10 protein-coding genes are annotated in these 14,469 nt (G+C 69.0%); 4 read left to right on the top strand and 6 right to left on the bottom strand.

The window, feature by feature from the left end:
* Positions 1-918 precede the first annotated feature (918 nt).
* Positions 919-3,282: a hypothetical protein gene (locus OHS33_RS35535; protein ID WP_330334548.1), complete on the top strand. Its 2,364-nt coding sequence runs from the start codon at positions 919-921 to the stop codon at positions 3,280-3,282.
* A 29-nt stretch (positions 3,283-3,311) separates the two neighbouring features.
* Here the strand turns inward: OHS33_RS35535 and OHS33_RS35540 are convergent, their stop codons facing one another.
* From OHS33_RS35540 to OHS33_RS35555, 4 genes are all read right to left on the bottom strand, one after another.
* Positions 3,312-3,743, bottom strand: a complete 432-nt coding sequence (locus OHS33_RS35540) for a hypothetical protein (RefSeq protein WP_330334549.1) — start codon at positions 3,741-3,743, stop codon at positions 3,312-3,314.
* A gap of 155 nt (positions 3,744-3,898) precedes the next feature.
* Positions 3,899-5,950 carry a HelD family protein gene (locus tag OHS33_RS35545; protein WP_330334550.1) on the bottom strand — a complete coding sequence of 684 codons (2,052 nt, stop codon included), beginning with the start codon at positions 5,948-5,950 and terminating at the stop codon, positions 3,899-3,901.
* A 281-nt stretch (positions 5,951-6,231) separates the two neighbouring features.
* On the bottom strand, positions 6,232-6,672 hold the full coding sequence (locus OHS33_RS35550; RefSeq protein ID WP_330334551.1) for a VOC family protein: 441 nt from the start codon (positions 6,670-6,672) through the stop codon (positions 6,232-6,234).
* 276 nt (positions 6,673-6,948) lie between these two features.
* Positions 6,949-7,605 (bottom strand): DUF6193 family natural product biosynthesis protein, encoded by a 657-nt coding sequence (locus OHS33_RS35555; RefSeq protein ID WP_330334552.1) that lies wholly within the window; start codon positions 7,603-7,605, stop codon positions 6,949-6,951.
* 432 nt (positions 7,606-8,037) lie between these two features.
* Here OHS33_RS35555 and OHS33_RS35565 point away from each other — a divergent pair, with 432 nt between their 5' ends.
* Entirely contained in the window at positions 8,038-8,541 is a 504-nt protein-coding gene (locus OHS33_RS35565) for a hypothetical protein (protein WP_330334553.1), read from the top strand.
* 57 nt (positions 8,542-8,598) lie between these two features.
* Here OHS33_RS35565 and OHS33_RS35570 read toward each other — a convergent pair whose 3' ends face one another.
* Positions 8,599-8,958 (bottom strand): hypothetical protein, encoded by a 360-nt coding sequence (locus tag OHS33_RS35570; protein WP_330334554.1) that lies wholly within the window; start codon positions 8,956-8,958, stop codon positions 8,599-8,601.
* A 49-nt stretch (positions 8,959-9,007) separates the two neighbouring features.
* Positions 9,008-9,850, bottom strand: a complete 843-nt coding sequence (locus OHS33_RS35575; protein WP_330334555.1) for an alpha/beta fold hydrolase — start codon at positions 9,848-9,850, stop codon at positions 9,008-9,010.
* A gap of 758 nt (positions 9,851-10,608) precedes the next feature.
* Here OHS33_RS35575 and OHS33_RS35580 point away from each other — a divergent pair.
* Positions 10,609-10,953, top strand: coding sequence for a hypothetical protein (locus tag OHS33_RS35580; protein WP_330334556.1), 345 nt, complete (start codon positions 10,609-10,611; stop codon positions 10,951-10,953).
* A gap of 478 nt (positions 10,954-11,431) precedes the next feature.
* Entirely contained in the window at positions 11,432-14,458 is a 3,027-nt protein-coding gene (locus OHS33_RS35585) for an eCIS core domain-containing protein (RefSeq protein ID WP_330334557.1), read from the top strand.
* Positions 14,459-14,469: the final 11 nt, after the last annotated feature.

Raw genomic sequence — 14,469 nt, forward strand, 5'->3', positions numbered from 1 at the left:
CTGACCGGCCCGGGACTCCGGGGTCGGCGGGTGCCCACTGTCCGCCTTCGGAGTCTCACCCGGTGCGACCTGGGCCTTCCCTGGGTCCTGCAGTTCTCCGGCAGCCGCGGCGTCGCCCTTCGGCTCCGCGTCCGGTACGGAGAGCGCCGGGCTTTGTGCCTCGTCGGCCATCGCAGGCGTTGCCATGAGCACTGTCGGTCCGGCTATCGCGGCGGCAGCCACGACGGCCAAGCGCTGTAACTTGAGTTTCACGTCTGTTCGTCCCCTCCGTGGAGCCCAGGTGCGCAGCGCGGAGCGCGCATCCCCCCAGGGCTAACCCCAATATCATTTTGAACATGCTCAGGCTAACGGTGCGGTTGGGGCTCCGTGTGGAAACGGCCGCGCCAATTTCATGGAGGCGCTCTGGCTGGATTCATCGATGTGCGGCACTTCTGACCGAGCCAGAGCCCCTTCATCGCAGACAGCTGAATTACTTGTAACAGACTCGGCCACCACCCACTCACCTCAGTGGCCCGGCCCGGCCCGGCCCGCCCCGCGCCGTACCTGTGAGTTCCGGACCTCGGTACACCGCGGGCAGGGAGTGGTGGTCCTCTGGTCTGTTACCAGTAATTGAGAGTGTGGCTGCGCATGGGGGCCGATACCCACCGGTGCACGGCGGAGGAAGGCTGAGACGGACCCTCTGAAGGCACCACGTACCTGAGCCTGAGCCTCCGGGTGGGAGCGCTGCCTCGGCCCTCGTGCTGGACCTAACGTCAGATCAGTTCACGGAGTCACAGCCCAGCAGGCCCCGTACAGCGCCGCAGACGCCGGCATCGCGAAGCTCGGCGCACCGGGAGGTGAGATGCGCGGGCAGGGAGGCTGGGCTTCACTGGAAGGAGGAGAAGGAGCCGGAACGCAGCCGCTCGAGGAGGGTCGGCCATGGGCTCGGATAGCACCTTCGACGGCCCCTGGACGCGCAAGCACGACGATCCGCAGGCCCCGCACATCGCCCAGGCATACGAGACCGTCTACCCGACGTCGCTCCAGGATCTCATCGCCCTGTGCCGGGACCGTCCGCCGGACCGGCACCTTAAGGCCGCGGGCTCGCACTGGGCTCTGTCCGATGCCGCCATCAGCGACGACATCTTCCTTGAGACCAACGACCCGACCGGCATCCACAACGCCATGGCACGGACCCTCACCACCGTCGTTCCCGGATGTCTCAGCGACGAATACCTCGCGTACAAGCACCAGACCGAAGGGGAGCTGCAGACGTACCTCTTCCACGTCGAGGCCGGCAAGCGCATCCACCAGGCGTACGCGGAGATGGACCAGCCCACCAACAGCGGGGACCTCTCGACACTCGCCGGAGTCATGCAGGCGCGGTTCGGCGAGCAGTACGGCGGCGCCCGGTACCGCGGGCCCTGGGCGTTCCGAACGCTGGGCGGCGCGGGCGGCCAGACCGTCGTCGGAGCGCTGAGCACCGGCACCCACGGCGGGGACTGGGACCGCCCGCCGCTGGCCGACGCGGTGGTCGCCCTGCACCTGGTCACCGACGGCGGACGGCACTACTGGATCGAGCCCGCACCCGGCGACGGACCGCAGCTCACGGACGACGTCAAGCTGAAACACCTCTACGGGGTCGACGACTTCGGAGGCCCGTTCAATTTCGCGATCATCCGCGACAGCGACGTCTTCGACGCCGTCCTGGTGTCCGTCGGCCGGTTCGGCGTCGTCTACTCCGTCGTCCTGAGCGCCGTACCCCAGTACGTACTGCACCACCGGCGCCGGCTGCACGTCTGGCAGGACATCAAGAGACAGGTCAAGGACCCCGCCGGGCCGCTGTACAGCGAGCCGGCCGAGCCCGGCGCCGTCTGCCGGTTCCTGCAGGTCGCCGTCTGCCTCACCCCGCACGGCGGCTTCAGCAGGAACCTGGCCGGCATCACGAAATTCTGGGAGGTCCCCGCGCCCGCCGTGATGCCGGGACGGGCCGAGCGCGTCGGCGACGTCATCGGGCTCGACGACCGCACCCAGTCGCCGCTGTTCGCCCACGCCGGATCCAGCCATGCCTACGCACCCGACCCCGACCATCCCGGACCGTCGATGCTCGAGAAGGCGTGCACGGACCCGGGATTCATCTGGGGGCTGCTCGATTCGACGATCACCGAGATCGCCGCCTTCGTGAACAGCAACGGCACCGTGGTCAGCGAGAGCATCGCCGCCGTCGCCATCGCCGGCGGCACCGGCCTCCTGATCCTCTGTCCGGCCCTGCTCGCGCTTCTCGCCCTCCTCGCGGCACTCCACAACGCCACCGGCGACCACCCCAGGCTCGGCGAGACCATGGAGAAGATCAAGAACGCCGTGCTGGCGCCGAACGACCCCGACCCCGCGCGACGGGCCGCAGGGGTCTTCGTCTGGCAGGTCATCGCCTACACGGTGTTCTCGTCGGAGCAGAAGGACCAGGACTACGACGCCATCAGCTACGCCATGATGGACACTCACGACTACCTCGACGTGGCGTGCAATGTGAACGTCGACTCGGTGGAGGTCTTCTTCGACGCCCTCGACGACCGGGTCATCGCCTTCGTCGACGCGCTCATCGCCTACGAGGTGATGCAGGAGTTCCAGGGGAAGGCGTTCTTCGGATACGCGTCGCTGCGGTTCTCCCCACGCTCCCGGGCGCTCCTGGGCATGCAGAAGTTCGACCGCACCTGCTCGGTGGAGGTGTCCTGCCTACGGGACGTCACCGGCAGCCAGGAGCTGATCGACTACGCCGTCGCACTGGCCCGTAACCCGAACATGAACGCGATCCTGCACTGGGGGCAGCGCAACGACTACCAGCGCGCCGAAGTCGAGCGGGTCTTCGGCGACAGCGCCCTGAACCCCGGCGGCGACCTGGGACTCTGGCGCCAGGCCCTCGCCCGGTTGACGGACAACGGTCGGCGCAACGGCTTCACCAGCACTTTCACCCGGCGGACCGGGCTTGAGGTGGTGGTGCCGCGCGTCAGCGGTTTCAGCGTCGCCCCGGCGACCGCGTCGATCGGCGCCGCCGTCACCGTCGCCTGGAACTGCACCTTCAATCCCGACGCAACCGCCGTTTACCTGAGGATCGCCGCGCCGAACGGCGCCCACCTCGTCGACGGTGCCGTGGCGCTGACCGGGACCCATACCTTCCGGGCCGACCAGACCGGAACCTACGAGGTGACGGTCTTCGCCACCCTGCCGGCGCCGGATGGCCTGCCAGCGCCGGACGGCACCACCGAACGCGGCGAAGCCCGTACCGCTTTCGTGACCGTGAGCTGAACGGGCTGGTGAACCGAGCCGCCGGATCCTCAGCCCTCCGGAAGCGTGAAGTCGTACGGGTTCCCGGTGGCGATGGGATTCGTCGCGGGGTCGTGGCACACACACGAGAGGGTCATCCCGAGGTAGTAGGGCCCGATGAAGCTCCCTGGGGGCTTGTGGGAGTCCAGGGTGACGGTCAGGCCCTGCCCGGCGACGAAGTCCGTCGACCGGTTCTCCGCCACGGGCGACTGCCACTCTGTGTCCCCGCTGAACTTCCACTCCAGCGCGATCTGCCACCGCTCGCCCTCGACCACCACGAGCGGAGCCGTTGCCGGGGACGAGTGGGGCGGTACCGCGTAGCGGGCGTCGGCCGTGTCGGAACCAGTGATCACGAAGCTCTGCAGCAGCACCGCCCCGGGCAACGTCATCTCGTCGCATTCGGCGACCGTGATGCTCCATGGCCCGTAGAACGTCTCCGGCATGATGGTGGATCACCTCGTACGGTCGGCCACCGTGACCTCCGCGGGGGCGCATCCCTCCGCGCAGTCCTCATCAGCAGCCAAACACGATTCCGGTACACCGGCAACACGGCCAGCCGGTGTCCGTACCCGCGCCGTGCCCGTACCAGGCCGGGTCGTCAGGCGGGCTGGGCAGTGATGGTGCAGAGGCGTTTGGTGGCCCGGGTCAGGGCCACGTACAAGTCCCTTTCCCCGCCGGGGCGGGCCGCGATGATGTCCTCGGGGTTCATGACGACGACCCCGTCGAACTCCAGGCCGCGGGCTTCGGACGCCGGCACGATGCGTGCGTGGTGGGCGATGCCCCCGGCCATCAGCTCGCTCACCCTGGTGTCCGCGCAGATCACTCCCAGCAGCTCGCCCGGGTACGCGGTGCTCTGGGCGCGGAGTTCCTGAACGACCGCGGTGACCAGCCCGTCCGGAGGTGTGGTCACGGTGCGGGGGCTTTCACCGCTTCGCAGTGACCGTGTGGGCTTCTGGTCCGGAGCGATCCGCGTGAGCAGGTCCCGGACGCTCTCCAGGATCTCCTGCGTGGTGCGGTAGCTGACGGTCAGGTGGTGCAGCTTGAACCGCGGCCCGAGGTGGGGGCTCAGTGCTTCCTTCCAGTCGCGTGCCGTCGCGACCGGGCCCGCCTGGGCGAAGTCACCCACCAGTGTCATCGCCCTGGCCGGGCAGCGGCGGACGATCATCCGCCACTGCATGGCGGTCAGTTCCTGCGCCTCGTCGACGACGACGTGCCCGTACGTCCGCTCCGGGGGCCCGTCGACCAGGCTCGCCGCCTCGTCCAGCAACGGCACATCGGCCTCGGTCCAGGTCCACGGGGCGTCCTGACCGCGCAGCAGAAGGGACCGCTCCTGCGCGGTCAGGCGGGGCAGGTACTCGGCGAGAGCGTCGGCGTTCGTCAGGAGCGCCTGCACGAGGTCGCCGGGTGCCAGCCGCGGCCACAGGACCTCGACCGCTCGGTCGACGTCGGCGTCGTCGAGGAGGTCGGCTCGGAGGGCGTCCAGGTCCAGCTCGTGGACCGGGCCAGGGTCGGCCGCACCTTCGGTACGGCGCTGGGCGGCTCCTGTGAACCGGTCGAGGTCCAGGCCCGTCATCCTTTCGGCATCGGCGTCGATCTGCTCCAGGAGGTCGCCCATGTCCCGTTGCATCGCGTTGGTGACGGCGTCGACCAGGAGTTCGGTGAACACCTGGCGCGCGGGGTTGTGCCCCGGTGCGGCTGCCGCGGCGGCGTCGCGTGCCGCGGCGACCTCCTCGCCGGACAGGTGTACGAGTTCCCGTCCGACCCGCACGCTGAAGTCACCGGCGGGGGCCTGGTGGGCGCGGAGCAGGGCGTCCAAGGCGTCGGCGAGGTCGGAACTGCCCTTGAGACGCGCCGTATCGAACGTGTCCACGGTGTCCGCCATGTCCAACGTGTCCGAGGACACTCCGGCCAGTTCCCGGCAGGTCGCCAGAACGACGTCGTTCTCTCCGAGCGAGGGAAGGACCTGCGAGATGTAGTCGAGGAACCGGGCGTTCGGGCCCACCACCAGGACACCCTCCTCCGCGGCGCGCGGGAACGCGTACAGGACGTAGGCCGCCCGGTGCAGGGCGACCACCGTCTTGCCGGTGCCGGGCCCGCCCTGCACCACGGTCACCCCGCGGTGGGCGGAGCGGACGATCTGGTCCTGCTCGGCCTGCAGCGTCGCGACGGCCGCGTGCATCCTGCCCGTACGCCGTGCCGACAGAGCCTCCGTCAACGGGCCGTCCCCGACGACGTCCTCGTCGGTCGGGGCGGTCCCGTCCAGCAGTTCGTCGCTCACCGAGATGACCGTGCGCTCCTCCAGGCGCAGGTGCCGGCGCCGCCGCAGGCCCATCGGGTGGACCGGTGTCGCCTCGTAGAAGGGCCGCGCCGCCTTCGCGCGCCAGTCCACGAGCAGAGGCAGGTCATCGTCCTCCGTGTGCAGTCCGATCCGCCCGATGCGCAGGGCCGTGCCGTCCGTCCAGTCGATGCGCCCGAAGACCAGCCCTCTTTCGGCGCCCTCCAGCCGGCCGATTTCCTTGGCCAGGCGCTCGGCGGCGATTTCTCTCTCGTATGCCTCACCGGCGCTTTCCGCCGGTGCCTTCAGCACACTCGCCCGGTGTACTCGCGCCTCGGAAAGCCGCTCGGTGAGCAACTCATACAGGGAGGACACATAATCCCGCTCTGAGTCAAGTGCACGCGCAGCGGGGTCATTCATCTTTGACAACAGGGGGCTCCTTTGATTCGAGCCACACCATACGATCAAAGTTCCTTGAAGGTAAGTCTTGACTTACCTGGCAAGCCATGTCCCTACGGCGTATGGCGCTCCATGCATTCCGTTGTTCCGTTGTTCCGTTGTTCCGTATATCGATATCGCTAATTGTGCTCCCGATGTCGGCCTGCTTTATGGCGAGCCCGGCCTTTGATGCCGGCGATGTTTTGCCGCGCTCCATCTCAGCGCAGTTGCTCGGCCAGTCCGACGATGATGCCCTCCGGGCCGCGGACGTAGCAGAGGAGATAGCTGTCCTCGAACCGGGCGATCTCGCCGACGAGCTCGGCGCCGTGAGGGCGCAGGCGGGCAACGGTGTCCTCGATGTCGTCTACGGCGAACATGACGCGGTGCGTGCCCAGGACGTTGTGAGGCCGGTTGCGCGGCCCGGCGCTGGTCGCCGCGGGGGTGCGGTACTTCGCCAGCTCGAGCCGGCTGTGACCGTCCGGGGTCCGGACCATCGCGATGTCACAGTGGACGCCGTCGAGTCCGGTGCACTGGTCGGCTACGAGGCCCTCGACCTCCCCCCTGCCCTCCAGCTCCATACCGAGTTCCACGAAGAACGCGATCGCGGCATCCATGTCCTCGACGACGATGCCGACGTTGTCCATCCGCTGAATCGCCATGCTGGCATCTCCTTCTTCCTCGCGCGGCCGATGGTGGCCGCTGATGTCCCTGGGACGGAACCGGTGGCACGTTATCGACATCCATAGACCGCCGGATTCCGAAAAGCCGGATCGCGCCCCAGCACCGCTCCGGGGCCCGCCGTGAGCTGGGAGGGTGCTGCTCGTACGAGGACCCTCGTACGGGGTTTCCTGGACCCAGATCCGGCGAGTCGTGCCGTACACCTTCCCTTTCCCAAGGCTGAACGATCCCGCATGCTCCGCCTGCGCGCCCGGTGGCTACAAACCCGGAAGGGAATCGAAACAGGCAGCGGTGACCTCAAGTGCCGCAGTGAGCGAGGACACCTCACGCCGGAACCCGCCCGGGGTCATGGTCACTCGATAGCGCCCTTCCTCCAGGGGCCAGATCTTCGCAAGGCCCGACTCCGACTCGAATGGCGTCCGGCACAGAATCAGACTCCCGTGGCTGATATCGGGCCAGAACTTCCGCAGGTCAGGGTGTGCGTGAGCCGCCTGAAGGAGCGGTCGAGCAGGCAGGTGCCACTCGCTGGAAAGGAGCTGGCGCCACTTCACAGGAGTGGGGTCGCCATCCTCGAACGCCTGCGCCAGCTCGCTCCAGCTCATGAACGGAAAGCGGTCGCGCAGCTCCCGCAGACTGCCGCCTCGGCGCCACAAATGCGCGACTCCCACCGCGGCGACGAGGTCGTTCGTCCACCCCTCCGACGAAACGAAGACACGGTGGCGACGAATCCGTACGGAGAAGGAATCCTCCGCGCAGGGGGAAACGACAACCCACCCCCGATCGGTACTCACCTCGGCGCCGACGTCCCATCCCGAGTGGGTCCGCACCTCGCCCAAATCGAAGCCCTGAGCCAGTGCGATGCGCTCGATACCCCGGACCAGACCCGCCGGCGACGCTGCATCAGGATCAGCCACGCCCCGCGGCTCCGCCTCGTGACCACCTGTTGTCATGCCCGCCCCCGTGATTGAGATGCCTTACGCGGACACGATATGCCGCTCCGAATCGGCATCGCCCACGTCACCTCAGCAGGGGATGGCCCCTGAGACCGCGTTCGAGATCTGCCGTATCCCGCGGCTGGAGGAGTCGCTGGGCCTTGCGTGAGTAGTTCTGGGGGTGGGTATCGGGCCATGACCCCACCCTCGCCTGGATCACCGCCCATCGGCGCCCGGCCCGGGGCTACGAAACCAGTCCGGCCCGCTCCGAGACCATGATCTGCTGGGCAATGATCGGCATCATGGTCCGTGGACTTACCCGAGGCCGACTGGCCACGCGAGCAGGGCCCCGTCCCCTCTCGACCGCTCCTGGCCCCTGACTGCCTCGAATGAGCTGTCTGGTTGGATTCGAACATGAGCATCGGTAGCCATGAGAAATCAGGTCTCTCCAAGAGCGTCTGGGGCGACGCGGACTTCGAGGAAATGGGCTGGCATGACGCCACGATCCACGGCTTGTCCGTCCAGCCGACCGACGACATCCTGCCGCGTCTTTTCCTCGACCTCGACTACATCGTCCGCTGGGTCCACCCGGTTCCGCCCGCAACGCACTTTTCGTTCTGGGTCTCCCCGGCGACACTTGTCTTCGACGATGTCTTCGACCTTGAGGGTGACCTCGACTTCAAGGGGTTCGCCCTGGACCTGGAGATCGACGGGGTGCACCGACTGGTGCCGGACGATGCCCGCCAGGACTTTTCACACCTGCCGCTCTGGCACATCGAAGGTCACGCGTTCGAGTTGAAGTTCCGAGCCTCCGGCTTCCGTCAGTACTTCCGGCAGGCTCCGAGACTCGTAGCCCGACAGGTATTGCCCAATGCCGAACGTGGGGGCTGCGCCTTCACCGAGCTTGGCTTCAGCTGACATGCCACCCTCCGGGCCATCTGTCAAAGGTGAGCACCAGCACCAGCGAAGACTGGGCTAGCCAGATCTCAAACGCGGTCTGAGGTTTGCATCCCCGCACGCCCAGGGGCCTTCGGCCAGAGAGCCCAGCGGTGTACGAAAAACCGGGACCTCGCTGTCCAGGGAGATGACGACGCTGCCCTCGCTCAGCAGTAGCGCACGGCTCATGACCGCTCGGCTGTCGTCCATGGCGAGCACCTCGTGTCCGGCGAGGTCTGTGTCCACGGCGAGCAACTTGCCGTCTCGCCAGAACACCGCGGTCCCCTCGCAGGCCATCGCGGGGTAGGAGATGCGGTAGGCAGTTCGGTTTTCGAGCTCGGGGCAGCTGGCGATGCCGTTCTTGTCGACGAGCAGTGCCCCGTGGCTGGCCCAGCACACGGTCTCAGCGCCGTCCCGGCCGAAGCGCCCGGTCGTGAACCGTCGTCCTCTACCCGAGCGTGAGCATCGCCTGGGCGACCGCGCCGACCGCCTCCTCGGGGATCGCGGTGGCGGCCTCCTCCAGGACGAGCAGCCGTGCCCGGGGGATCTCGCGCGCGATCGCCTCGCCGTTGCCGACGGGGAAGAACCGGTCGCTGCGGCCGTGGACAACGAGCGTGGGGATCGCGATCCCGGGTAGGCGCTCGCGCCAACGGGGTTCGCAGTCGAGCCTGGAGAACACCAGGCCCATCTGGTTGGCCATCCGGACCGGGGATGGGGCGGTGGGCGTACGGTCCCAGATGCGCGCGGCGATCGCGCGCGCGGCGGCGGGGTCGTCGCCGCGGATCTCCGCGCCGGCGACGGCGAATTCCGCCACCGCCTCCCGGTCGGTCCAGTCGGGCATCGGACGGGCGAACAACCGGCTCATCATTGCTCGGTCATGGTCGGGGAGATCATCGTCGGGCGGGCCGGGCGCGACCGGGCGGGTGCCGACCAGGGTGAGTGCCGAGAATGCGCCCGGATGGTCGAGCGCGGCCACCTGGGCGACCATCCCGCCGACGCCGATGCCTGCGAGGTGCGCGGGCCTGCCGCCGAGCGCGTCGGCAAGCGCCGCCGCGTCGGCGGCGAGGTCGCGCAGTGTGTAGGCGGGCGCCTGGGGGTCCGCCGTCGTGGACTCTCCGCTGTCGCGCAGGTCGTAGCGCACCACGCGGCGGCCGCCGACGGCGAGGCGTTCGCACAACGCGTCGGGCCAGGAGAGCATCGTCGTCCCGCCCGTGAGCAGGATGAGTGGCGCGTCGTCGTCACCGAACGACTCGATGCCCAGGGTGATCTCATTGACGTTGATGGCGGTCATCGGATCACCTTGCTGACGCGGTAGCAGGTTTCTCGTCCCAGCCATTCGGCCCGTCGACTCCGTCGAAGAGCTTGCGGTTGGGCACGGTCGAGGGAGCCCGAGGCGTCAGCGATGATTCGAGTCATACAAGGCAGACCCGATCCGCCACCCAAACTCATCGCTCACGCACGAGCTGGCGGGGCACCGCGCAGCTCGCGCAGGTCCGGGATGTGGTTGTAGAAACGTGCCCGGCTAGACGCCGACCAGCTTGGCGATCGAGGTGATCGAGGTGATCGAGCGGCCCGGGTCGGGCACCCGGCCTCGGTGAGTGCCTCTTGGCGGCATTTTCTGTACCGCAACTACTCGCGCCCGGACAGTTCCTCGATGATGCGGAAGGTCATGATCCGTATAGAGGGTGCGCTCGGATTCAAATGCGAGTCAACGCGCGGCCCTCGCTGTCCGGCGAGGTGCACCACATGGGCCCGTCAGCGCCCGGGCTCCGGGCGTGATGCCCGTTTCGGCCCCGCCGCCACGCCTCTTCTGGATAGGCTGGTGAGGTGTCGGGAAGCGAGATATCTGATCCGCGGATTGCCTACAGCAGGCATATCGGCCAAGACGGTACTGGCCTTGCTCCGGACGGCGCTGAACCCCGTTCGGACGGCTCAAGCGCTACCGCGCTGCCACCGCTTCCTCGACGAGTCCGGCCCGCCGGCCCGCACATGGCGGACTCCAGTGACCACGACCGTCCCAAGCGTCCCGACCCGCCCCCGGTGTCGCGCATGCCAGACGAGGTCCGGGGTCGGCTTTCACACCTGCGGCGAGGATTGCCGCGGCGCGTCCCGCGTGGCTCGATCGAAAGCGCGTCCGAGGCGCTTCAACGCCAGGCCGAGCCTGAGCTGTTCAACGAAATCCTGGCCGGTGGCGCGATAGCAGCCTCTGTGACCGCCGCCGCGACCGTCGCCAAGGCGAAGATCGACGCCAACACTCAACGGCGCAGGGATGAAACGGACGCGGAGACTCAAAGACTCAAGATCGAGTCGGACGAGCGTGTGGCAAAGTTCCAGGCCACGAAAGCAGCTCAAATCGCTCGATTCCTCCAGGCGCGACAGCGGTCCGACGAGTGAACTGACGATTGCTCAGTGGGATCGGATAGCCCGCTGCTGCGGGGGTTGCAGGCTGGCGCTGATTCCACCGTGCAGGACGCTGACGGCTCGTGGGCGGGCAACTGCGGGCGCTCGTCAGGCTGGAGCAGGTGCTGTCCTCGCGGCTGCGCCGACGGGTGTGGGCCCTCCAGGCCTACTCCGTGGCCGTGCCCGCAGATCGTCCGGAGCCGGAGTCTCCGCGGAAGGGCTGACGACCCTGGTGTCCGCCGTCTCGCGACCCGCTACGCCCGCTCGACCCCGCCGACCGGCTGAGACGGGCCGGGACCCGGCCGGATGCGCGCCCGGGCTACCCGCCCCGACGGCCCGGCGTCTCGTGTCCGTATCCGTATCCGCACCCGGTATGCCCTCAAGGCTGCCCCGGTGGCCATTCCGCAGTCGGTGGTACGCGGATACAACAGCGGGACGGAGACGGGGACGGCACCGGAGGGGCGGGGCAGACGTGGTCGCGCACGAAGAACGAGCCGAGTCGAAGGCCAAGGGCCAGGGTGCCGCAGCGCGCCAGGTCCGCGGCGTCGCGGGGCGCGGGCCCGAGGACCAGGCGCGGCTGCTCGACCTGGCGGGGCTGGTGGGCAATCGCGTGGTCGCGCGCCTCGTCGCGCAGCGGCGTCACGCGCACGGGCCCGCCTGCGGGCACGGCGAGGTGGAGGACACCAGCCCGGCCGGACAGAGCGATCTGCTCCACAGGGCCCTGGCCGAGTCTCCGGGGCGCCCGCTGCCGCCGGTGCTGGAGAAGGAGGCGAGCGCCTTCTACGGGCGCGACATGTCGCCCACCCGCCTCCACGACGGTCCGGTGGCCCAGCGGGCCACCGCGGCGATGGGCGCCGAGGCGATGACGGTCGGCCACCACGTGTTCCTGCCCCCGGAAGCGGCCAGGAAGAAGCACGTGGTCGGTCACGAGCTGAGCCACGTGAAGGAGAACCTGCACGGCGTGCGGGAGACCGGTACCGACAACGGTGCCGGGGTCACGATCACCGATCCCGGCCAGGGTTCCGAGCGATCGGCCGATACCGACGGCGCCGCCTTCGCCGCGGGGGCGGGAACCGCCCCGTCGGTGGCGGTGCGGCGGGCGGTGGCGGCGGGCTCCGAGGGGGCCGGTGAGGGCGGGCGGGGCGCGGTCCAGCGTTCGCCCCTGGGCACCACGGGGACGGGCCACGGCAGCAGTTGCTGCGCCGGGCACCACGTGCAGCGGATGCCCAAGAAGGACTCGCAGAGCAGCGCGAAGAACGCGAAGAACGCGAAGGGCGACGGCGGGGACAAGAGCAGGGCGAAGGACAAGGGCAAGGGCAGGGCGACCGCAGCCTCCGCCAGCGCCTCCGGACGGGGCACTTGGGAGGAGAGCGTCGCGCGGATCAGCGAGCTCGCCAACAAGTGCACCTGCGCGCAGGTGTACGGGCGCCGCGCCGGCCGCACCCCCGCCCAGGCGATCCTGCACTACGCGCGCTCGTACAAGCAGCAGCCGGACGAGCAGAGCCTGCGCCACCTCAGCCGCGTCCTCTTCCAGGAACTGCAGGCCGGGGGACAGGAGGAGGAAGCGCACACACCGCGGCCGGCGGAGGCCAAGGAGAAGGAACTCCAGTCGATGCTGGCCAACGACCACCTGCTCTTCGCCACCAACCTCAACGCGTCCGTCGCACGGCTGCACTCGGCGCTGCTGGCCGAGAGCCCCCTGGTGGAGGGACGGCCTCCGGTGGAGGACGCTCATGGCGACAGCCTGCGCCGGCTCCTGCTCACCGGGCACGGCCACGCGGAGTCGGAGAGCGAGGAGGACCCGGAACCCGCCCCGGGGTCGGCCAAACGCCCGGCCCCGGACCGCCGCCCCGGACAGAAGCGGCGCAAGACGGGTGAGAGGGCCGGTGAGAAGGCGGGGGAGAAGGCGGGCGGGGCGGCGGGCGAGGGGGCCGGCACGTACACCTCCGGCCGTGCCGCCAAACGCGACGAGGAGGCGCGGCGCGACGAGCAGGCCAGGAGGAAGATCCGCCAGGGCTTCACGCCGCAGCCGATGCCGCAGGTGCCGCCCCACGAGGCGATGGACGTGGACGCGGACGGCCGGGACGGGACGGCGGGCGGTCCGGCGTACAAGCGGGACAACCGGACGTTGCAGGCCCTGCGCAACACGTCCTACGTCCGCATGGTCGACGTCTCCCGGGCCAGGACGAAGGACGAGGACTACCGCGCCTACCTCGCCAAGCTGATCGCCCCGGACGGCGAGTACGCCAACTACGCGTACCTCCTCCACGACGGCACGAACAAGGACGACGTGCATGCCGAGCAGAAGCACCTGAGCCTGCTCGCCAACGCCGGGCTCGACCGAGAAGCCCCGCCGCAGGACCCCGTCCTGATCCGGGGCCGCAAACGGCCGTGCCAGGGGTGCCTGAAGCTCCTGGAGTACGTCCGCGACGAGTTGGGGATCGACCTGCGCTTCAACCCCAACGGCAACAACTTCTACGAGGGTCCCCTCAGGACCGCGGTGAAGAACTTCCGGACCGGCGACGCCGAGCAGGCCCAGCGGCTCGAGGACCACCTCGCCGAAGGGCTCGGCGCCATCGGGCACAGCCACGTCTCGGCGCCGAGGCATGCCCAGCACGCACCTGCCGGCCCCGGGGTCGGCGAGGTGGAAGCGGATGGCAGGGGCGGCTTCCAGCAGCCCTTCACCTTGCGGAAGGTCATGAAGGAAGGGACGGACGAGGTCGCCTACGTCGAGCAGCCGAACGGCGGCGAGATGCAGACCGTGGACTCCCCCTCCACCAGCGAGGCGTCCGGGGACTCGGATGCGGAACTGGCCTCGCGGACCCGCCGCATGCGCCTCGCCGACGCATCCGGCAGGCTCAGCCTCACCGCCCGGCCCCCGGGTGCACCGCAGCCCGTCCTCACCGGAGCGGAGAAGAAGGAACGGGCGGACGCGGAATTCGAACGGGTCATCGTGCCGCTGCTGTTGGCGAAGATGCACGACGACCTGAAGGCGGAACGGGTGAACCGCGCCGCCGAGGCGCCCTACAGGGAAACGTTCCCGCAGCCGCTGCTCCAGACGATCAAAGACCTGACGGTGGGGGACGGCGCGCGGACCACGAAGACCGCCGTGGCGAGCTGGTTCGGCATCTCGAAGTCGGCGCTGCAGGTGAGCCACTTGGCCAAACTGGGCCAGGCCGACGAGCGCAAGCAGGCCAAGGGCGCCGACGCCCAGGGCGCGCGCGAGATCGAGCGGGAAATGACTGAGCGCGACCCCCACTTCCACACGGAATGGCAGGCCGTCCCGCAGGGCGGGAAGACATCGACGAAGTTCAGCAAGGAGTTCGCCCACTACTTGTGGTCGATCATGTACGAGCGCCCGGCCAACCGGGTGTCGTACACCTGGCTGGCCGACTTCCTCAAGGTGGAACGCAGCACGATGAACAACCGTGCCGGGAAGATGCGCAAGGACTGGGGCGACCCCCGCGAGGGCGGGGGCAGGGGCCGCTCCTCCCGCTGAAACGCCGGCGC

Source organism: Streptomyces sp. NBC_00536 (genome assembly GCF_036346295.1).
Classification (GTDB): domain Bacteria; phylum Actinomycetota; class Actinomycetes; order Streptomycetales; family Streptomycetaceae; genus Streptomyces.